This is a genomic window from Enterococcus sp. LJL98 (assembly GCF_054871745.1).
Genome location: NZ_JBTXLU010000007.1, coordinates 92,855 through 114,538, shown reverse-complemented (window position 1 = coordinate 114,538; position 21,684 = coordinate 92,855). Strand labels below are relative to the sequence as shown.

The window sequence follows — 21,684 nt, the reverse complement described above, 5'->3', positions numbered from 1 at the left end:
TCTGTTCTGCAAAAGAATGCACACTTTCTCAGAGACGATTAACAAACACTCTCGTTTAAGTTCTTTATCTAAAAAACTTCTAAAAAATCAGAGTAAAAGGAAAAAAATCTTTTTACTCTGATCTATAAGTTTATTTTGATTGTCGGCGTTTCCGTGCTGCTTTATCTAATGCTTTCTGTGCTTTTTTAGATCCTCGCAGTAAATCTCGTTCTTCTTTTCGTGATTGAAAGTCGGTAAAAAGCTGAGCGAAATCATAGTCAACTGGATAAAGTTCCGTCGCTGGCATCAGTAATTTTAGTCGACGACGCAAGACTTCAATCATCTGCTCTTCCACATAAATGGTGACCGTTTCTTGCTCATCGTCCTGGTACACCAAACCAATTTGCTTGGTTGCTGTTAGTTCTACTCGATCTCCTCGTTGATAAAGGGGAAGTGGCGTTCGTTCTTCAACGATCGCCTTCTTTTGCTTAAAGGTTTGTTTTTTTGTATCAAAGGGGGCTTTATCAATATAGTTTTGAGCTTTTTCTAATACTTCTTGGGATAAACTCATCTTTTGAGCGATCCATAAGGCTTGACTCTCCCCGACTTCTCCAACGATCAATTGATATAAGGGAGTTAAGGTTTCTTGATCAAAGGCCATGGCTGCCGGAACAAAATCTTCATGCGCTTGGGCGAAGCGTTTCACTTCCCCATAGTGGGTCGTCGCAACAACGATCCCCCCTTTGTGATACATTGCTTCCATAATGGCAATCGCTAAGGCCGCTCCTTCATTTGGTTCCGTACCGCTGCCGATTTCATCAAATAAAACGAGCGTGTGGCGTTTGATTTTAGGTAGCATTTCCCCAATGTTTTTTAGATGACCTGAAAAAGTACTCAAGGCATTTTCTAAATTTTGCTGATCCCCGATATCCACGAAGAGTTGATCGAAAATCGCGAGTTCCGTTCCTTCTTTCGCTGGAACTTGCAAACCTAGCATCGCCATTAAGGTTAGAAGCCCGACAGTTTTCAAAACGACGGTTTTCCCACCGGCATTGGCACCCGTAATCACTAAGCCTCGATAGTCCTCACCTAAAGTAAAGTTTAAAGGTACCGCTTCTCCCGGTAAAAATGGATGGCGCCCATGAACGATGTTGATTCGCTCTTCTTTATTGATCATCGGTGTCACCCCATCGATTTCACGACTGAACTTCCCACGAGCGAAAATACAATCAAACACCGTAATCGTTTCAATCGCTTGTTCAATCACCACTTCATTTTCAGCCAAATAGCCTGTCAATTCTGCTAATATTTGATATTCTTCCATGGTTTCTTCAAGCTTTAAGCCGTTCAACTGTTCATTTAGTTTTGAAACCGCACTGGGTTCAATAAAAACGGTTTGTCCCCGATTCGATTCTTCAATTAACATCCCTGCGACTTTATTTTTATAACTGGCTTTAATCGGAATGGTATAATGTTCCCCTTTTTTAACAATGATTCCTTCTTGAATCATTTCCTTGTTTTTTCCGTGACGAATAAACTTGATTAATTTTTCTTGAATTTCTTTTTGAATCTCGATTTTTCTTCGACGGATTTTTGCTAAAGCAGTCGTAGCTGTATCCATAATTTTTTGATGCGCAATTTTTTGATTAATCGCTTCTTCAATCTCAATTAAGTGCGGTAAATAACGACTATACGTATAAAGCAAGGGGGTTTGGTATTGATTTTTCTCAAAAAAAGTAGTAATCAGTCGACTACTGCGTAAGAAATCACTGCATTCAATTAAATCATTGGGGGTTAAAATTAGCCCTTTTTTGACTTGTTCCATGAGTACCGTAATCCGACTTAATCCCATAAAAGGGACATGTTGGTGGCTGTCTAAAATGAGACGTGCCTCCTTGGTCTCTTCTTGTCGCTTTTTCACTGTTGCTAAATGGGTCTGTGGCAACCAATCTTCAATAAGTTTTTGACTATATTGTCCGATCGCCTTTTCTTTTATTTTTTCGATGATTTGGTTGTATTGTAATTTATTGAGTGTTGTTTGGTTCATTTTTCTCTTTCCTTCCTTTTAAAAAAAGAGACACCTACAGGTTTGCTCTGATTCCCCTTGTGTTCAACCTAGAAAACACAAAAAAACGATCGTTTACACCATCGTTTTAGAAGTTTCTTCATTCTTTCGATAGGTATCTTAATAAGTACGCCAAATAAACCTGCATTCTACAGTTTTTTTAGCTATTCAACTTATGATTTAGATACCTGTAACACTCACAAAATTTCCCCATTTCACTAGGTTGCATTTTCTTTCACTCATTAATTTAGCAAGTTTTAAGGGACTTGTCAAACTACTTTCTTTCGCTATTCGAAACGAGTACAATAAAGAAGGAGAGGCATTAGAAAGGAATTTATTCATGAATGGATTCCTTTTAGACAAACTTTTATGCTTAAGCCGAGAATCTCGTGACTTTAGTCATGAGAGGTTCAAATAAAATGGAGCATAAAAGAATTTTAACGAACACTTACAACTCATGGATGCACACAAAAACAAGGAGGAATAAGCATGAAGATTTTCCTAATTGAAGATGACTTTGCTCTTGCGAAACTCGTGAGTGAGACGATTGATAAATACGGATTTGACGTGATTGTCGGAAAAGACTTCCAACACTTAGACCAAGAATTTTTAAACAACCAACCCGATCTTGTCTTAATGGATATTAACTTACCTTATTTTGATGGTTTCTATTGGACGAAAATGATTCGAAAACATTCCAATGTACCCATTATTTTCTTATCCGCTCGAGACCATCCCATGGATCAAGTCATGGCCATGGAATATGGGGGCGACGATTATTTAATCAAACCTTTTGTGAATGAAGTGTTACTTGCGAAAATAAAAAGCCACTTACGTCGTGCCTACGGCGAATATGCAATGACAAAAGAACGTACGGTAATTTTTCATGAATTGATTTATTACCCAGAACGTTTAGAAATCCACTACAATCAACAAAAAGAACTCCTGACGAAAAAAGAAGGCGAATTATTGGAACTCTTAATCGAAGAAACACCAAGAGTCGTTCCTCGAGAAACTTTATTAATGAAACTTTGGGATGATGTGCGTTTTGTGGATGATAATACTCTTTCTGTGAATATGGGACGCCTTCGCAAGAAACTGGAAGACTTAGGTTTAATCAATTGCATCCTAACCGTGCGAGGCAAAGGCTATCTCATGGATTGGCAGGTTAGTTAAATGAAATTTTATCTTAAAACCCACTGGAGGCCTTTTTTTGGCTGTCTTTCTATCGTTGCTTTTGTCGCTCTGATTACGGGGCTAAGTGGTGCCATTCAATGGCTTCTATCTTTATACTTTTTCGGTTTAAGCAGCTTTTTATTTTTCTTACTTTTTGCCTATGATTATTATTCGAAACGACAGTTGTATCGTTTTTTATCTGGGCAAGTGACACAATTAGTCACAGGTGACAGTAGCCTCGTTAGCCAACAGATTCAAAAACAATTTGACGATTTACGTAAAAAAGAAGAACAGCAACTCTTGAAACAAACGAAACGGCAAGAACAACAAATTACCTTTATGAACTTATGGGTCCATCAAATGAAAACACCTCTTAGCGTCTTAGAGATGATGGCACAAAATCAGCAACTTTCTGCGCTCGCTGTTTTGACAGAAACCCAACGATTAAAAAACGGTTTAAACATTGCCTTAAATGAAGCTCGTTTGAGTAATCATTTTCAAAATGATTTTATTTTAACGCAACTTTCATTAACAAATGTGGTCTCCAGTGCCATCAGCACCCAAAAGACGGCTTTTATCCAACGTAAGATCTATCCCTCTGTTCAGATTCCTGAAAATCTATTTGTCATTAGCGATGAAAAATGGCTTGCTTTCATGATCGAACAAATTTTAACCAATAGTTTAAAATATTCCTATCCGGAAGGGACCATTGAAATTACCGCAGGAAAAAAAGGCCACCAGATTTGGCTGTCAATCAAAGATGGTGGCGTTGGGATTCCCGCAGCCGATCTTCCTCGCGTCCGCAAAGCTTTCTTCACAGGAGAAAACGGACGAAATTTTGGTGAAGCGACAGGCATGGGCCTCTATTTAGTCCAACAAGTAGCCACGGATCTGGAGATTTCCTTTGATATCCAGTCCACTCCGAATCAGGGAACTACGGTGACCTTCCTCTTTCAGCCGATTCTTCGTTCATTGTAATTGCTAATGAATGTGACAGACTTTCTGTCACATTTTTTCTTTTCTTACAATTCTGTAAGGTTCTTGTCAGTTAAACACATAGGTACCGACGACTTTTCTTGCTAAACTAAGGTTAAGATAAACATTAGGAGGAACAAACATGTCATTATTATCCATTAAACAACTCACCAAAAACTACACGGGTGAAGTCACCGTTGAAGTCCTAAAAGGCATTGATTTAACGGTTGAAAAAGGCGAAATGGTTGCGATTATGGGCCCTTCTGGGAGTGGAAAAACAACCTTGCTCAATTGTATCGCCACCTTAGACCAACCAACGACAGGAGAAGTTTTATTAGAAAATGAGAACCCTCACCTTTATAATAAAAACCGCTTGGCTGATTTTCGTCGACACAAATTAGGCTTCGTTTTTCAGCAATACAACTTACTGGCTCCTTTAACGGTGATTGAAAACATTGTTCTCCCCTTAACTCTAGATGGCGAAAAACCAGAAATCATGTTAAAAAAAGCGGAAGCGTTACTAGTGGATCTTGGAATCAGTGCGCTAAGAGACAAACGTATTTACCAACTTTCTGGCGGCGAAATGCAGCGGGTGGCAATTTGTCGGGCATTGATTCATGACCCTGCCCTAATTTTAGCGGATGAACCAACGGGAAACCTAGACTCAAAAGCAGCCGATGACGTCATGGGTTTACTGAGTCAGTTAAACTTGGAGCGACAAGTCACGACTTTAATGGTCACTCATGATGCTTTTGCTGCAAGTTACTGTCATCGGGTGGTTTTTATTAAAGATGGTCGCTTCTACAATGAGATTTATTTAGGAGAAAATCGAGAGGAATTTTATCAAAAAATCTTAACCGTTTTAAGTCACTTAGGAGGTCGGAGCCATGAACTTCTTCAAGCTGATTACTAATAACGTCTTACGGTCGACACGAATTTATGGTGGCTATTTCCTAAGCAGTACTTTTTCGGTTTTCGTCTTCTTTCTCTTTTCCATCTTAAACTTTCATCCGCAACTGAAAAATGGTTTAGGTGGAAGTAGTGGCGAAATCGCCCGACTAGCGCAAATTGGGATGAGTGTCAGTCAAGTTCTCATCGTCGCACTTTCTTTTATTTTCTTATGGTATTCTTTTGGAATTTTCTCAAAATCAAGAAAACGAGAATTGAGCGTCTATGTTATGTTAGGCATCAAACCAAGAGATTTACGAAAATTACTCTTCGGCGAGAACATGGTCATCGGAACTGGAGCGATTGTCACGGGGATTACCATTGGGATTCTTTTTATGAAGGCGATTTTGATTATCGTGCAAAATATTTTGAGTTTGACGACAGGTCTCAATTTTTATTTCCCTACATTTGGGATTCTTCTAACGGTTGGGATCTATTTTCTTTTGTTTCTCCTCGTTAGTTTCTTTTTAACCTTAAAAATCGAAACAGCGAACTTGACGCTTTTAGGTAAGAGTGACGACATGCCAGAAAAAACACCGAAAGCCAATCCATTCTTCGTCTTGCTTGCCTTTATCAGTCTCGGACTGGGCTATGGTTCCCTCGTTTCTTTTGTTAAAATGATTGACCAAACAGGATTACTGGCTCTTCTTTCTTGTGTCTTCTTTACCGTTATTGCGACGTTCCTTTTCTTCCATCAAGTCAGCATTTACTATTATTTGTGGAAACAAAAAAGTGCAAAATACTGGCAAGGAAAACGATTGCTTTTAACGACAACTGGTGCTTATCGTGGGAAAGAAAATGCCAATTTTTTTGCACTGATTACTTGTACAGCAGCCGTTGCTTTAGTTGGTGTTTCTGTGACTGCCAGCCTAGGAAGCATGGAAGCCAACACGCGAAACAGCTTGCCTGTTGCAATTGTCATTGACAATAACTATGACCAGACACAAATCAGTGAAGCCAAGCAACCGATTTTACAACTTGGAGCAGAAATTGTTGAAAAACTAAAAAAAGCCAATTACAATCCCGTTTATGAAACGTTCAATCTTTACCAATTTGAGTATTTTATTGAAAATCGCACAGCCGAATACGGAGAATACGTTTCTGCGATAGCTGCTTCGGATTATAATCGTGTGGCACAAGCTTTTGGGCTCGATCCACTACACCCAAAAGAAAATGAAATTCTCATTCCAGCAGCCAATCTCGCCGATGCCCAACGAATTGAAGAAGACGGTAGCGTAAATAAAATTGAAGTTGAAGGCTTCGATGAAACATTGACCAGCCGTGAAGTCGCTACTTCTTTTCGACTAATGGATTATCAAAAAACCGTTGTTGTGACAGATGCCTTTTTAGCAAAACTATTAGCCTTCAATCCAGATAACTATACTCATATCAATACTTACCAATTCATCGACTACAAAGGATGGAATGATGGGAGTCAAGTCAATAAGGAAATTGTCACTGAATTAAGTCAAAGGTCATCTGCAGTCGAAAAAGCAAGGGAAGAGCTCAGCGCATCAGATCTATACGACAAGGACCCTGAACTTTATAGTAAAAAGTGGGATGAAATCTTTAACACTCAAGCTTTCAATTTAAAATCTCTCTATAGCCAATATTTACAAAAGCGCCAAGCCAATGGGTTTATCTTGATGATTGGCTTACTAATCGGTGGAGTTTTCTTCCTCTTTGCTTCTTCGATTCTTTATTTCCGTCTCTTTGGTGACTTAGACAAAGAAGGCCGTTTCCATCGGAGTTTATATCAAATTGGCTTAACACCAAAGATGCGCCACAAAATTATCACGCGGCAGCTTTTAACCATGTACTTTTTACCCATGAGCATTGCGACTCTTCACTCAGCCGTAGCCTTTTGGGGAATCGTTCAGTTAGCAGAAGTCAATCTTTGGCATTACTTCTTGATTATTATTGCCGTTTACTTTATTTTCCAACTCTTGCTCTTTATGATTTCTCGTTGGCGCTATCTGGCTCATCTAGATTTACGAGCAGAAAATCCGCAAGCTTTTTAAGTAAAAAAAGGTTCGAAAGGTGGGCAATCGCTGTCACGCTTTCGAACCTTTTTCCGCTTTAACTTTGGCATCTGTCATCCATTTCTTTTAACATCTGATAAGTCCTTTGATAGGCTTGACAAGCATCTGCTGGCGGCGTGTAATGATTCGTCACTTCGCGTAAACGAGCCATTCGCACCTCATATTCTTTCGTTTGTGCTTGCTCTTCTTGCATCGCTAAAAAGAGTTGGCGGACTTCAATCAATTCTGGGTGATTGGCACCATGAACCTTTTCGATTGTCCGAGTTAATTTATCCAATTGTGCCTGATTGGCAAATGTTTCTGAATGCATCATTGTCTTCCCCTCTTTCTTTACTTGCAGTATAGCAAGAAGGCCACAACTTGAACTTGATTTCTATCAAGCTTTTTCATTTTTTTTAACAACTGGTCCTACTTCATGAATTTTATCTTTCAGTAAATACAAATAAATGGTCAGGACTTCATTTAAGATAAAACCCATGGCAATTGATGCCGCTACTAACAAAGCCTGTGTGCCATCATTCAGCGCCACTTCATAATGTTTCTCAGTTAAATTATTAAAAGCTTTAAATAGTAAGCCTCCTGGGACAATTGGCATAATCCCAGAAATATTAAAAATCATACTTGGTATATTCGTCATTTTACTTAGTAGCCGACTTAAAAAAGTTAAGGCGATTAATGCAATAAAAGCCGCCAAAGCTTCACTCATTTTTAAGCTCGTCAAAAAATAATTGACGACCCACGTAAACATACCTGAGATGCCACAATAATAAATAAATTTTTTTTCCATATTATAAAGCACAGAAGTTGCAGAACTGGCCAAAAAACTAAAAAAAAGTTTAATTAACATCGTCTCCATTTCGTCTCCCCCTTATAATAAACTTGAAAAAATAATAGCTGCTGGAAAACCAAGCATTAAGGCAGTACTTAACGCGTCCATGGCTTGTGTCATGCCCGTAATAAAATTCCCGTTCATCATTGCTTTAATCGAATTGACAAAAGTCGTGCCAGTGAGTAAAGGCATGATACAACTAAAAAGAATAGAATAAGGTTCTTTCACAATCGATAAACGTGACAAAAAGACGATTAATAAACAAATAAAAGACGAATAAGCTAAGATCGAAAAAATTTTAATCCCGACTCGATTTTGCATCGATGTATAAAACCAGTAACCAATGAAACCTAAAATAAAAGCATAGATTGTCCCGCTATTTAATCCATTGATAATGACATTCATGGAACCGCTAACTGTTGCTGCACTAAGAATCTGCGTCCACTTCGAAAAAGAGTAAGTATGTTTATTAATGTCATGTAAGGATTTTAAAAAATCATCCGGACGAATTTGATCATTTAAAAATTGATCCAGAAGGTCGTCCACCCGCATCAACTTTTCAAAATTATAAGCAGAATGCTTCACTGGAATCATCTTCACAGAATTATCATGACGGTTAATAATCGTAAAACTCGTTTGGGCGTTGTAAGTAGATAATTCATTATCCGCCAAATGTAAATGTCGAGCGATTTTTTGGATATTCGCTTCAATCATTTCATTGCTTGCATTGCTTTCTTGTAAAATCTTACCGTACAGCAAACAAATTTTCATAATATAATTAAAATCAAAAGTTGAAGCTGTCGTTTGCTCCTTCATCTCGTTTCGCTCCTCTTCCTTTTTCCTCCTCTTATTTTAACTTGCTTTTGCTTGGGGCGCGGATAAATTGACCGCCCTAGAAACGACAGCTTTTTTACAAGTTCGGCCATCATCACTTGAAGTTGAAGGATTCGAAAAAAGAGGCGTGTCCAAAGCAAAAAAGGCCATGACAAATATCACCGCCTTCTTCCTATTTAGACGAAAGTTGAACTGAGAAAGAAGATACACAGTCTGCCTTCGATTCGTTGGAACGTTTTTTATATTGTTAAATGGTCTCTTCCATTAATTTAACTAAAATGGCTTTTTGGACATGCAATCGATTCTCAGCTTCGTCAAAAATCACTTCCGCATATTGCTCAAAAATTTCAGTCGTGATTTCTTCTTCACGGTGTGCAGGTAAACAATGCAAGACAATCGCATCTTTGTTCGCTTGTGCCATCACTTCACGATTGATTTGATAGCCAGAAAAATCTTGTTGGCGTTTTTCAGCTTCTTCTTCATCTCCCATTGAAGCCCAGACATCCGTAATCACGACATCTGCCGCTTGAGCAGCCGTTAGAACATCTGCCGTTTGGGTAAAATGGGGGTTGTCTTTTACGAACGCGGCAATCTCCGGATGTAAGGAATAGCCAGTCGGTGAAGCCAAGGTAAATTGCATGCCGACTTTTAAAGCACCGACAATCAATGAATTCGCCATGTTATTCGTATCGCCGATAAAACAAACCTTCAGTCCAGCCAATGACCCTTTTTGTTCCCGAATCGTTAATAAATCAGCTAAGACTTGACAAGGATGGGCGAAATCCGTTAAGGCATTAATCACTGGAATCCGGCTATACTTGGCAAATTCTTCGACTTCCCTTTGTTCAAACGTTCGAATCATAATCCCATCACAATAACGAGACATCACGCGCGCCGTATCTGCCGTTGGCTCACCACGTCCGATTTGCAAATCATTGGCGCTTAAAAATAACGGGTGTCCGCCAAGTTGATACATGCCTACTTCAAAAGAAACACGTGTCCGCGTTGAGGCTTTTTGAAAAATCATGCCCAGTGTTTTTCCAGCCAATCTTGGATGGGCGATGTTATTTTTCTTCTCATACTTCAGTTGATCGGCTAAGTTTAAAATTTCTGTGATTTCTTCTGTGCTTAAGTCTATGAGTTTTAATAAGTGCTTCATATAGGTTCGCCTTCTTTCGTTTCATTTAACACTTCAAGTAAAATTTCTAGTCCCTTCGTTAATTCTTCTATGCTGACAGTTAAGGGCGGTAGCAAACGAATTTTTTCTTTCGCAGTTAAAAGAATTAGGCCTTTCGCAAGACATTTTTCAAGGATTACACTTGCTTGTTTCGTTTTCAACTGAATTCCTAGCATTAAACCAAGACCATCAATTTGTACGATTTCCGGCGCTTCTGCCAAATATTTTCGGATAAAAATTTCTTTTTCTAATACCGCAGTTAAAAGTATTTGGTCAACTTTGTCAAGTACGACTTGTGCACCGGCACAAACGACTGGATTCCCACCAAATGTGGTTCCATGATCTCCTGGTTGAAAACAATCTGCTAATTTTTGATTGCATAAAAAAGCGCCTATTGGCAAGCCACCACCGAGTCCTTTGGCCAAAGTCGTAATATCTGGTTGGACCTGATAATGCTCACTTGCTAAAAATTTTCCAGTCCGGCCAATTCCTGTTTGTACTTCATCCGCAATGACTAAAATATCATGGGCCTGACAATAACGAAAGACTTCTTGAACATAAGCAGCATCTAAAGGATTGACTCCTCCTTCCCCTTGAACAAACTCCAATAGGACGGCACAAACAGAATCATCGGCTTTTTCCAAAAAAGCCTCAAAATCATTGGCTACTACATAATCAAATCCTGACGTAAAAGGGTGAAAAGACTGATGAAAAACTGCTTGCCCCGTAGCTGCCAGCGTCGTAATCGTCCGTCCATGAAAAGAGTTCACGAGACTGAGGATTTTTGACCGATTTTGTTTTGCCCCATAACGGTCAGCGCTATATTTTCGTGCCAATTTAATGGCTCCTTCATTCGCCTCCGCTCCTGAATTTCCAAAGAAAACTTTTGCATAGCCACTTCGCTTACAGAGGGTTTCCGCAACTTTGACCATCGGTTCGGTATAATAGAGATTGGATGTATGCTGTAAAGTCGCACTTTGAGTAGCAACGGCTTGCTGCCAATCCCTATCGCAATAACCTAAGGCATTTACGCCAATCCCACTTCCAAAATCAATATAAGCTTTTTGTTTTTCATCAAAACAAGTCGCTCCTTCCCCACGCACGAAACAAGGTTCTTTTCGAGCATAGGTATTCATGATGTATTTTTGTGCGCGTGCTTGAATACTCATTAACTCTCTCCTTTTTTAAGAAAACATGGTACCAATTCCTTCTTTTGACAGCAATTCAATCAAAATGGAGTGTGGGGTTCGACCATCGATAATAATTGAACGTTTCACACCGCGACGAATCGCCTCGACACAACATTCAATCTTAGGAATCATGCCGTCGCTAATGATGCCTTGCTTAATTAAATGTGGCACCTCGCTTACGTGTACAGCAGGAATTAACGTGTTTTCATCTTCTTTATTTTGTAAGACCCCTTTAATGTCTGACATTAAAATTAAATTCTCAGCCTTTAAGGTTGCGGCAATTTTTGCGGCTGCTGTATCCGCATTAATATTATACGTTTGTCGGTCTGCACCAATGCCGATTGTGGAAACGACAGGGATATACCCTTGTTCAAGCGCGTTTAAAATCGGTTGGGGATCGACTCCTGTAACAGTCCCAACAAAACCTAAATCGATGGTGCTCACTTTTTTTTCAGCTTGAATCATCGAGCCGTCAATCCCGCATAACCCCAGCGCCTTGCCACCACTTTTTTCAAGATGAGCGACTAAGTTCTTATTGACTTTACCGGCCAATACCATTTGAACGACATCCATTGTCTCTTGATCGGTATAGCGTAAGCCATTGACAAAGCGGCTTTCTTTCCCGATTTTATTTAGTTGTTCATTAATTTCTGGGCCGCCGCCATGAACTAAGACGACCTTAATCCCAATTAAAGATAGCAAAACGATATCCGCCATGACTGCATCTTTTAATACGTCACTCGTCATGGCATTGCCACCATATTTGACAACGACAATTTTCTCATTGTACTTTTGAATGTAAGGCAAAGCATCCATTAAAATCTCTGCCCGCAATTCGTCTGAAACACTTTTACTCATGGGAACCTCCTTACTTTTACGTATGATAATCGGCATTGATTTTGACATAATCATAAGTTAAGTCACAGCCCCAAGCCGTTGCTTTATAAGCACCCGTACCGATATCAACCAAAATCAAAATCGTTTCTGCCTTTAAAATTTCTGCCAACGTTTCGTAATCAAAATCCGCTCTCGCACCCTGTAAACAAACCGTTGCTCGTCCATGGACCGAGGCCAAATCGACTTTCACTTGCTGAATGTCAAAGTCGCCTTCCGCATAGCCAATCGCGCAAAGAATTCTCCCCCAGTTTGGATCTTGACCAAACATCGCACTTTTGACTAAGCTTGAAGTAATAATACTTTTCGCGACAGCCTTGGCTGTTTTTTTTGTCTGGGCTCCTGTGACTTGGCATTCTAATAATTTTGAGGCACCCTCGCCATCTTGCGCAATTTTTTTCGATAAATTCATTAAAACATCATATAAAGCGGTTTTAAAATGCGTGTACCCCGGAGAATCCACGGTTGAAATGGGAGGATTCCCGACTTTTCCAGAAGCTAAGAGCGTAACCATATCATTGGTTGAAGTATCGCCATCAACCGAAATCATATTAAACGTTTCATCGCTCACTTCGCTTAAAGCGGTTTGTAAGACAGCCGGTTCGATAGCCAGATCGGTAGTCACAAAACAAAGCATCGTCGCCATGTTTGGATGAATCATGCCACTTCCTTTTGCAATTCCGCCAATTTTTACCGTTTGATTCTCCCATTCGAAAGCCACTGCATACTCTTTTTCACACGTATCCGTCGTTAAAATAGCCGTCGCTGCTTGTGCATTTCCCTCACGACTTAAGTGATCTTTTAACTTGGGACAAGCTGCGACGATTTTATCGACAGGAAGTGATTCCCCAATAATCCCAGTCGAAGCAACCAAAACATCTGAAGGGGCAATCCCCACTTCTTGGGCAATGGTTTCGCACATCACGACTGCTTTTTGTTCGCCATCAGGATTGCAAGTATTGGCATTGCCACTATTAATAATTACTCCTTGTGCATAAGGATCGGTTAAATGTTTTTTCGTGACCTGAATGGGTGCTCCTTGAACTTTATTTTGGGTGTACACAGCCGCAGCCGGACAACGCTGTTCGCTATAAATAAAAGCCAAGTCAGGTTTTTGTTTGTTTTTTCTTAGCCCACAATGAACCCCTGAGGCGAAAAATCCTTCAGCTGCACAAACGCCACCACTGACTTCTGTTAATTTCATTTCTTTTACTGACAATCTTTTCCTCTCCTTTTTTCATCACCTTAATCGATGAGCGATGTTCTTTCGTCAATTCCCATCATCAAATTCAGACATTGAACGGCCGCACCAGATGCCCCTTTGCCTAAATTATCCAAACGAGCAACGAGTAATGTTTGTTCCTGGTGACCGGAAACAAAAATTTCTAGTTGATTCGATTCGACGACGCCATTTGCTGCTAAAAAACCATCGGTCGTAAAGGGTTGTACTTGAATGAAGGCTGAATCTTGATAATAATTTTGTAACAATTGATGCATTTCTTCAGCGCTTCGTTCTTCCCCTAGTAGTCGTGTATGTAAAGGAATCGAAACGGTCATTCCTTGATAATAGTCTCCGATACTGGGATTGAAAATTGGCGGGTAAACCAAATTGGAAATTCCCTGCATTTCTTTTAAATGTTTATGTTTTTGTTCTAAGGCATAAAGTCTGGGTGAATCAAAATCAGCCGGCCTTTCCGCACTTTCGTAAGCTTGAATCGTTTGCTTGCCTCCGCCACTATAACCACTGATGGCATGACAAGTCACTGGATAATCTTTTGGTAAAATCCCAACAGCAACCAAAGGATAGACTAAAGCAGCAAAACCTGTTGCGTAACAGCCTGGCACTGCCACCCTTTTCGATTGTTCAATTTTTTTTCGGTGTTTTTTTGATAACTCTGGAAATCCGTAGGCCCAATCTGGATGCGTACGATGTGCGGTGGATGCATCGATTACTTTCACCTTGTCGTTGTCAATCAAGGAGACGGCCTCTCTTGCCGCCTCATCTGGTAAGCACAAAAAAACATAATCGGATTGATTCATTAACCGCTGACGTTCCTCGCGATTTTTTCGTAAATTTTCTGCGATTTTAATGATTTTTAAATCTGGACGGTTTTCTAAACGTTGAACAATCTTTAATCCTGTCGTTCCTTCTTGTCCATCGATATACACCTTTTTCTTCACCAAACTTCGCCCCTTTTTTATAATTTTTTCAATGCCTCTTGAATTTGTTTCTCAACTGCAACTTTTGAAGGGCCTCCGAGTACTTTTCGTTCATTTACACAAGTAATTAAATCAATCGCTTGATAAATATCTTCCGTAAATAATTCACTGAATTGTTGATAGTCTGCCAGAGGAAGGGTTTCTAAGATCGTCTGCTGGTCTATACATAAAGCAACCAACTTTCCTGTAATTTGATACGCATCACGAAAAGCCATGCCTTTTTTCACTAAGTAATCGGCACAATCGGTCGCATTAATAAATCCCTTCGCTGCTGCTTGCCGCATATTTTCTTTTAAGACTGTCATCGTTTCAACCATTGGGGCTAAGGTGCTTAAGCAAAGTTTGACCGTATCTACGGCATCAAAGACAGCTTCTTTGTCTTCTTGCATGTCTTTGTTGTAAGCCAAAGGTAATCCTTTCATCATCGTCAACAGTCCAACGAGATCCCCAATCACACGCCCCGTTTTCCCACGAATGAGTTCGGCAATATCTGGATTTTTTTTCTGAGGCATGATACTCGAACCCGTCGCATACGCATCGTCTAACTCAATAAATTTAAATTCCCAAGAACACCAAAGGATGACTTCTTCACAAAAACGTGACAAGTGCATCATTAAAATGGCTAAATCACTAGTTAATTCAATACAGAAATCACGGTCAGAAACCCCATCTAAGCTATTTTGAGTCACCGCTGAAAACCCTAGGATTTCAGCCACTCGTTGACGATCAATCCCATAAGTCGTCCCCGCTAAAGCGCCACTGCCTAAAGGCATCACATCAAGACGATTTTGACTTTCTTCCAAACGTGCCACATCGCGAAAAAACATTTGCACATAAGCCATTAAGTGGTGGGCAAAAGTAATCGGCTGCGCCCGCTGTAAATGAGTGTAACCACTCATGACTGTTTCTGTATGCTGACTCGCTAAATCGCAAAAAACACGAATCAAGTCTTTCGTTAAACCAACCAATTCTTCGGTTTCTGTTTTTAGATAATAGCGTAAATCTAGGGCCACTTGGTCATTTCGACTTCTTGCCGTATGCAGTCGTTTGCCTGTTTCACCGAGTTTTTTCGTGAGTTCGGCTTCAATGAACATGTGGATGTCTTCGGCTGCTTCATCGAAAGGCAATTCACCACTTTCAATTGCAACTAAAATTTCTTCCAGACCGATGATGATTTTTTCCGCTTCTTCAAGGGGAATAATCCCTTGTTCACCGAGCATTGTCGCATGGGCCATACTTCCTTGAATGTCTTGTTGATACATTCGAAAATCAAATCGAATGGAACTATTAAAATCATTGACTTGCGTGTCGACTTCTTTTTTAAAACGTCCTGCCCAAAGTTTTGCCATTACTTGCCACCTTTTCCATCTAATAATGCTTGCACCGTAATTGGTAACCCGAATAAATTAATAAAGCCTTCTGCATCTTGATGATCGTAAACATCATCTTCGCCAAATGAAGCAAATTCTTCACTATATAAAGAATGCGGCGAAGTCAGGCTGACATTGGTAATGTTCCCTTTGTATAATTTTAACTTCACTTCGCCTGTCACTGTCTTTTGTGTTTCGTCCACAAAAGCACTCAAAGCTTCTCTTAAAGGGGTATACCATAAACCGTTATAAACAAGTTCTGCAAATTTTAAGGCAATGCTTTGTTTGTAATGTTGGGTGTCCTTATCTAAACAAAGGGTTTCTAAGGCTTGATGTCCATGATATAAAATCGTTCCACCTGGTGTTTCATAGACCCCTCTTGATTTCATTCCGACTAAACGATTTTCAACAATATCGATGATCCCGATGCCGTTCGCTCCACCAATTTTATTGAGGGTTTTAATGAGGGTTACCCCATCCATTTTTTCTCCATTCAAAGCAACCGGAATGCCTTTTTCAAAAGTCAGCGTGAGAGTCGTTGGTGTGTCAGGGGCTTGCTCTGGCGACACACTCAATTCTAAAATTTGATCGTATTTTGGTTCATTGGCTGGATCTTCTAAATCCAATCCCTCATGAGACAAGTGCCATAAATTCATATCTTTTGAATAATTTGTTTCTCTGGTAATTTTCAAAGGAATCTTGTGCTTTTCTGCATATGCAATCTCATCTTCCCGCGACTTTAATTCCCAAGTTCTCCAAGGGGCGATAATTTTCATGTTCGGTGCGAAAGCTTTCACGGCTAATTCAAAACGTACTTGATCATTGCCTTTTCCAGTACAACCATGACAAATGGCATCGGCACCTTCAGCTAGCGCAATTTCTACTAAACGTTTTCCAATAATCGGGCGTGCAAAAGACGTACCTAGTAAATAGCCATTCTCATAAACCGCTCCTGCTTTGAGGGAAGGAAAAATATAATCTTCCACAAATTCCGTTTGTAAATCCTCAATGTAGAGTTTTGATGCACCGGTATTTAACGCTTTTTCTTCTAATCCTTCTAGCTCAGAATCTTGACCGACGTTTCCAGTCACCGCAATGACTTCACAGTTGTGATAATTTTCTTTTAACCAAGTAATCATAATTGATGTATCAAGCCCTCCTGAATAAGCGAGTACGACCTTCTTAATTTCATTTGTTCCTTTAACCATTTCCATTCCCCCTGTTTTTGTTGTTAATGTATACTATACGCATATTTTTTCTAAAATCAAGAATAAATTGTATATTTATACATAATAAGTGGATGAATGTTCAGATTTCCGTATATTTAAAAATAAAGATCTGCAATAAAATAACAAAAAAATACACCTACTAAGCAAAAGTAGATGTATTTTTTTTAGATTATTTTCCAAGTTGTTCAAAGGTTCCCCAGACTTTTATTTCTTTTTCCTGGACCATGACTTGACCTTTCGCAATAACAGTTCGAATATTCAATGTTTCTTTGTCTAATAAACAGAGGTCCGCATCTTTTCCAACAGCCACTGTCCCTTTATTTTCTAATTTGAGGATTTTCGCTGGATTACAAGTAATGGCTCTTAAGGCAATTTCTAAAGGTATTTCTTCTTTAAAGACAGCCTCCTTGATTCCTACAAGTAATGACTTTGAACTGCCAACACCCATTCCAAGAAATTGATTCTTTTCATCAAAGTAGGGTAAGCTCCCTTGCCCATCAGAGGTCATCGTAAAATTATCAAGAGAAATCCCTTCTGCTAGTACCCGTTTTAAAGCTTTACTAAAACGAACCTCCCCATCGGTTTTCTCCCAAAAATCAGGATTTTCACTTCCAGTAAAATCGATCACGCCACCACGTTTCGCAAAATCTAAGCAAGCTTCTAAAACAGCCTCGGTTCGATTGGCATGGGTGGGTAAAAATTGAGTGATGGGTATTTCCGTTTTTTCTAAGGTTTGATTGATTAATTTTAAACGATCTTTGCCATCACCCAAATGTACATTAACAATTCCTGCTTTGCCTGACAACATGCCACCAACTCTGGCATCAGCTGCCATTCGAGTAAACTCTTCAAAGGTCGGTTGTGACGAGCGGTGATCTGAAATCGCAATCTCTCCGACCCCAATAATCTTATCAATCGTCAACAAATCTTTAATAATCGAATCCGTGACTGGTTCAATCGGTAAGCGATAGGAGCCGTCATAAACATAGGTCGTAATTCCTTCGGTTTCTAACCCATGGGCTTTACTTAATAATGCCACCATGTCACGTCCAACGCCATCTGTCCCTAGACAGCCGACGACGGTTGTCACTCCAGCAGTTGTTAGTTGACTGAGTGTGACTTCTGGCGTGCGGTTATGATAACCATTCTCGCCACCACCACCGAGTAAGTGGAAATGACAATCAATAAAACCAGGGGTTAAAATTTGCCCGCGACCATCCACTTCTTCTAGTCCGACTTCTGAAAAACCACCAGTAAGTACTTCTTCCATCGCGACAATCTTATCATTGACAATTAAAACGTCCATTGTTCCTAAAAACGCCGGTGCATAAACTTCCACTTGACGAATTACTTTCATTTACTTTCCTTCTTTCCATAAAAAAGCTGAGAAGTGGTTCACCTCTCAGCACCTTGTTCTATTTTATTGCAAACCAATGCCAATGGCAATCATAATGAATATGGTCCCTAAAACAAACAAGAATCCTTGCATTTTGATCTGGAATTTCGCCCATTTGACCCATTCGATTCGTGCGACACCTAAGACACCGATTAAGCTGGCTGAAACAGGAGTAAAAGCATCCATGAAGCCTGCACCTAATTGATAAGCTAAGACGGCAACTTGACGAGAGACACCAACTAAATCAGCTAATGGCGCCATAATTGGCATGGTCAAAGCAGCTTGACCAGAATTGGAAGTCACGACCAAATTGAATAAACTTTGGAAAATATACATTACCCATGCTCCTAACCAAGCAGGTGCTCCAACTAACAGACTACCGATACTATATAAAATCGTATTTAGTGAGGAAGCAACATTGGCATCTGCACCGCCTAAGACAAGGAGAATCCCTTTGGCCATTCCTACCACAACCGCGGTTCCAGCTAGATCCGCCACGCCTGATTGGAAAGAAGAAGCCACGTCATTCACGCTCATACCTTCAAGTTTAAAGATGACAGCAGTTATCCCTGCTGCTAAGCCCATCACGAAAAATTGAGACGCAATTTCTGGAATGTAGTAACCTTTTTGCGTCACTCCCCAAACAATCCAAATTAAAACAAAAAACATTTCAATTAACACCAGTTTATGTCCTAATAAAAAAGGTTTGTTTTCATCGCTCGTCTTCTTCATCTGTTCGCGGAAATAATTATCCGTTTTAAAACTCAACGATTTTTCTGGGTTTTTCCGAATACGTTCAGCATAAATCATCAAGTAAGCTGCCGATAACCCGGTAATCACAAACCACATGATTAGACGGAAAGTCGCACCAGAAAGGACAGGAACCCCTGCAATTCCTTGGGCAACCGCCACACTAAACGGACTCATCCAAGACGTTCCATTTCCAATTTGTGAAGCCACATAAGTGACCGTCACAGCGACAATCGAATCATACCCTAAGGCGATAACAAAAGGCACCATAATCATCGCAAAAGGAATCACTTCTTCTGCCATCCCAAAAGTCGCACCACCAAAAGAAAAAGCAAAGAATAATAGAGGCAAGGCCAAACGTTCTAACCCTTTTGTTTTAGAAATAAAAGCAAAAATTCCCGCTTCAATTGCCCCAGTTCGCATAATAATTCCAAAAGCGCCACCTACAACAAGAATCAATGCAGCAATTCCAACTGCCGAACCATATTTATCGCCTGAAGTTAATCCCTCAAAGACGAAATTCAAGAATCCAAAACCACCAGTGTCTTCTGTTCCCCAGACTCTTGCGGTTTTATGCAGCTTTTTACTCGTATCATAAATTTCCATACCGAATAAATCATAGAGGGTATCGTCGGTTAAGGAAATTTCATCCAACCTCGATTGCGTAAGGTTTGCTTTTCCTTCTGCTAAAATTTCCTCCAGTCCTTCTTCTGGCACGTCCAAACGCGCCAATTCCTCTGGTTCCGCTTGGATTTTTTCTAATTGTTCAAAAACAAATTTTTTATCTAACGCATAATCATAACGGAAAGAATCTTGTCGCAGCACGGTACGTGTACTCACGCCACCTTCTCCGTTATCATATTCAATTTCTTCTGTGCTAAACTTTCCAGCAGGTACTAAAAAAGTTAAGAGCCAAGAAAAAAGAACCACACCAAAGATAATGACATAGATATGTGGGGTTTTCATTTTTGTAAAGTCTCGTTTGACCTTTTTTGTTGCTTTTTTATCGTTCACTTCAATCTTCCTTCCATTAATATTTATAAGTAAACAGCGATTCAACTTGAATATTATACATGAATTCATTTAAAATCACATTGGGATAACATGAGAAAATAAGGGATGAAAGATTTCTCCTCTTTCACCCCCTACTTTTCGCCTTATTTTCTTCCACGGTTGCGACGCGCTTGACGACGTCTGCTCCTTGTTCGAAGATTTAAAAACAATAAGAGAAGTAATCCACCGGCTAGAAAGAACCAGCCAACTTGCAGCCCCTTACCGAATGAGAAACGTCCTTCCAAACGCTCGAAAAAGGAAGATGGCACCTTATCCGCTACACTTTTCATTACTTTGGTTGACAAGTTCACAGGTGTGACTGCCACTGATTTTGGCGCGATATTTTCCGCCACCCGAGGCAAGGATTCTTGTAGTCCAATTTGATTTTCTTCCACTTGAAAGGCGAGCGTTTGCCCTTTTTCTACAGTATCCCACAGTGGCGCTTCAACAAGCAGATTCTCTCCATTTATTTCTTGTTCTCCCGCATTTAAAAGCTCACGATATTCAAAATGTTCAAAGCCATAGGTTAATGCTGCATTCGCAAAGGGATGACGTAGATACTCACCTTCTTGATTGGCCCAGTCACCGACACCTAAAACAATGGCAATCAAGCGAAACTCTTCACGTTGAGCGGTGATTGCGATATTAAAACCACCCGAACCACTGGAACCAGTCTTCAGGCCATCAACCCCTTCATATTCATGACGTAAGCCTGTTAAAGAATAATTATAACTATCGAAAGTCGCTTCATAAGGCGTCCCTTGCATCACGGTGTATTGAGGCGTTGCCGTGTATGCTAATATTTCTGGATAGTTTTGTAGTAAATGATAAACCAAAACAGCTAAATCTCTTGCTGTCGTGGCGTTATCTTCCCATGGGCTTAGGCCACTCCCGTCAATTTCAGCTGGAACATACAATTCCTGAAAAGCTGAAATTTGAGCCCCCGTCGCATTGTAAATCTGCGTTTGGTTCATTCCTAATGCTTGCGCTTTTTCATTCATTTTTTGTAAAAAAAGGACGGGGTCTGGTTCGACCAAGTCAGCCAACATCAATGTCGCAACATTCGATGAAGGTACAAGTACCATTGGAATTAATTCTTTCACTGGATAAGCAACGCCCGTCACAATTGGTGAATTACTCAAAGCATAAATTTGCGAAATGCCTTGATAGCGATCGGTCCCCACAATCGTTGTCTCTAAATCAAATTTCCCTTCAGCCATCGCTTCATAGACCATATACAAGGTCATTAATTTCATCACACTTGCGGGATTATGCGTGAAATCTGGGTTTTCTCCCCATAAATATTTCCCCGTATTGCCATCAATTAGGACGACTGAAGCTGGGCGATCACTTTCGCTCACTTGATAACCAGCCGCTTCAATCAGTTCCATCATGGACGGGGCTGGTTCTTCCGCATGGACAACACTCGTCCACCCTAAAAATAAAAGAATGAACAGTAATAAATGCTTGTATTTTTGTATTCGTCGTTTCACTTTTTATATCCTCCTAAATTCTTTTCCCTTTCCTAGTATAGCAGATTCATTTCCAGATAAAAGA

The 21,684-nt window shown here is 40.0% G+C and carries 18 protein-coding genes; 4 read left to right on the top strand and 14 right to left on the bottom strand.

The features are described from left to right. Positions 1–130 precede the first annotated feature (130 nt). A complete protein-coding gene (locus tag ACYSNO_RS07340; protein ID WP_461730419.1) occupies positions 131–2,026 on the bottom strand; it encodes an endonuclease MutS2 in 1,896 nt (631 codons plus the stop codon). Between the two features lie 507 nt (positions 2,027–2,533). On the opposite strand from ACYSNO_RS07340, the gene ACYSNO_RS07335 reads away from it, so the two are divergent. The 4 genes from ACYSNO_RS07335 (at position 2,534) to ACYSNO_RS07320 (ending at position 7,164) form a co-directional block, all read left to right on the top strand. Then, entirely contained in the window at positions 2,534–3,220 is a 687-nt protein-coding gene (locus ACYSNO_RS07335; RefSeq protein WP_461730418.1) for a response regulator, read from the top strand. After that, positions 3,221–4,198 (top strand): sensor histidine kinase, encoded by a 978-nt coding sequence (locus ACYSNO_RS07330; RefSeq protein ID WP_461730417.1) that lies wholly within the window; start codon positions 3,221–3,223, stop codon positions 4,196–4,198. Between the two features lie 139 nt (positions 4,199–4,337). Continuing rightward, positions 4,338–5,108: an ABC transporter ATP-binding protein gene (locus ACYSNO_RS07325; RefSeq protein ID WP_461730416.1), complete on the top strand. Its 771-nt coding sequence runs from the start codon at positions 4,338–4,340 to the stop codon at positions 5,106–5,108. Then, on the top strand, positions 5,083–7,164 hold the full coding sequence (locus tag ACYSNO_RS07320; protein WP_461730415.1) for an FtsX-like permease family protein: 2,082 nt from the start codon (positions 5,083–5,085) through the stop codon (positions 7,162–7,164). Before ACYSNO_RS07325 ends, ACYSNO_RS07320 begins: the two co-directional genes overlap by 26 nt. Before the next feature lie 58 nt (positions 7,165–7,222). Here ACYSNO_RS07320 and ACYSNO_RS07315 read toward each other — a convergent pair whose 3' ends face one another. From ACYSNO_RS07315 to ACYSNO_RS07255, 13 genes are all read right to left on the bottom strand, one after another. Next, complete coding sequence (locus ACYSNO_RS07315; protein WP_461730414.1) at positions 7,223–7,498, bottom strand: hypothetical protein; 276 nt, start codon at positions 7,496–7,498, stop codon at positions 7,223–7,225. A 63-nt stretch (positions 7,499–7,561) separates the two neighbouring features. Beyond that, positions 7,562–8,041 carry a threonine/serine exporter family protein gene (locus tag ACYSNO_RS07310; protein WP_461730413.1) on the bottom strand — a complete coding sequence of 160 codons (480 nt, stop codon included), beginning with the start codon at positions 8,039–8,041 and terminating at the stop codon, positions 7,562–7,564. Between the two features lie 12 nt (positions 8,042–8,053). Continuing rightward, positions 8,054–8,830 carry a threonine/serine exporter family protein gene (locus tag ACYSNO_RS07305; RefSeq protein WP_461730412.1) on the bottom strand — a complete coding sequence of 259 codons (777 nt, stop codon included), beginning with the start codon at positions 8,828–8,830 and terminating at the stop codon, positions 8,054–8,056. Between the two features lie 265 nt (positions 8,831–9,095). Beyond that, on the bottom strand, positions 9,096–10,007 hold the full coding sequence (gene argF, locus ACYSNO_RS07300) for an ornithine carbamoyltransferase (RefSeq protein WP_461730411.1): 912 nt from the start codon (positions 10,005–10,007) through the stop codon (positions 9,096–9,098). Next, complete coding sequence (locus ACYSNO_RS07295; protein WP_461730410.1) at positions 10,004–11,194, bottom strand: acetylornithine/succinylornithine family transaminase; 1,191 nt, start codon at positions 11,192–11,194, stop codon at positions 10,004–10,006. Before ACYSNO_RS07295 ends, argF begins: the two co-directional genes overlap by 4 nt. A gap of 15 nt (positions 11,195–11,209) precedes the next feature. Continuing rightward, the gene (gene argB / locus ACYSNO_RS07290; protein ID WP_461730409.1) at positions 11,210–12,073 is read right to left on the bottom strand and encodes an acetylglutamate kinase; all 864 of its coding nucleotides are present in this window, start codon (positions 12,071–12,073) and stop codon (positions 11,210–11,212) included. 16 nt (positions 12,074–12,089) lie between these two features. Then, positions 12,090–13,328, bottom strand: a complete 1,239-nt coding sequence (gene argJ / locus ACYSNO_RS07285) for a bifunctional glutamate N-acetyltransferase/amino-acid acetyltransferase ArgJ (protein ID WP_461730408.1) — start codon at positions 13,326–13,328, stop codon at positions 12,090–12,092. Positions 13,329–13,354: 26 nt separating this feature from the next. Continuing rightward, entirely contained in the window at positions 13,355–14,290 is a 936-nt protein-coding gene (gene argC, locus ACYSNO_RS07280) for an N-acetyl-gamma-glutamyl-phosphate reductase (RefSeq protein ID WP_461730407.1), read from the bottom strand. A 17-nt stretch (positions 14,291–14,307) separates the two neighbouring features. After that, positions 14,308–15,678 (bottom strand): argininosuccinate lyase, encoded by a 1,371-nt coding sequence (gene argH / locus ACYSNO_RS07275; protein ID WP_461730406.1) that lies wholly within the window; start codon positions 15,676–15,678, stop codon positions 14,308–14,310. Next, positions 15,678–16,907, bottom strand: a complete 1,230-nt coding sequence (locus tag ACYSNO_RS07270) for an argininosuccinate synthase (RefSeq protein WP_461730405.1) — start codon at positions 16,905–16,907, stop codon at positions 15,678–15,680. Before ACYSNO_RS07270 ends, argH begins: the two co-directional genes overlap by 1 nt. 190 nt (positions 16,908–17,097) lie before the next feature. After that, positions 17,098–18,285, bottom strand: a complete 1,188-nt coding sequence (iadA, locus tag ACYSNO_RS07265; protein WP_461730404.1) for a beta-aspartyl-peptidase — start codon at positions 18,283–18,285, stop codon at positions 17,098–17,100. A 63-nt stretch (positions 18,286–18,348) separates the two neighbouring features. Further along, the gene (gene yfcC / locus ACYSNO_RS07260) at positions 18,349–20,040 is read right to left on the bottom strand and encodes a putative basic amino acid antiporter YfcC (RefSeq protein ID WP_461730440.1); all 1,692 of its coding nucleotides are present in this window, start codon (positions 20,038–20,040) and stop codon (positions 18,349–18,351) included. Positions 20,041–20,231: 191 nt separating this feature from the next. Continuing rightward, on the bottom strand, positions 20,232–21,620 hold the full coding sequence (locus tag ACYSNO_RS07255; protein WP_461730403.1) for a serine hydrolase: 1,389 nt from the start codon (positions 21,618–21,620) through the stop codon (positions 20,232–20,234). Positions 21,621–21,684 lie beyond the last annotated feature (64 nt).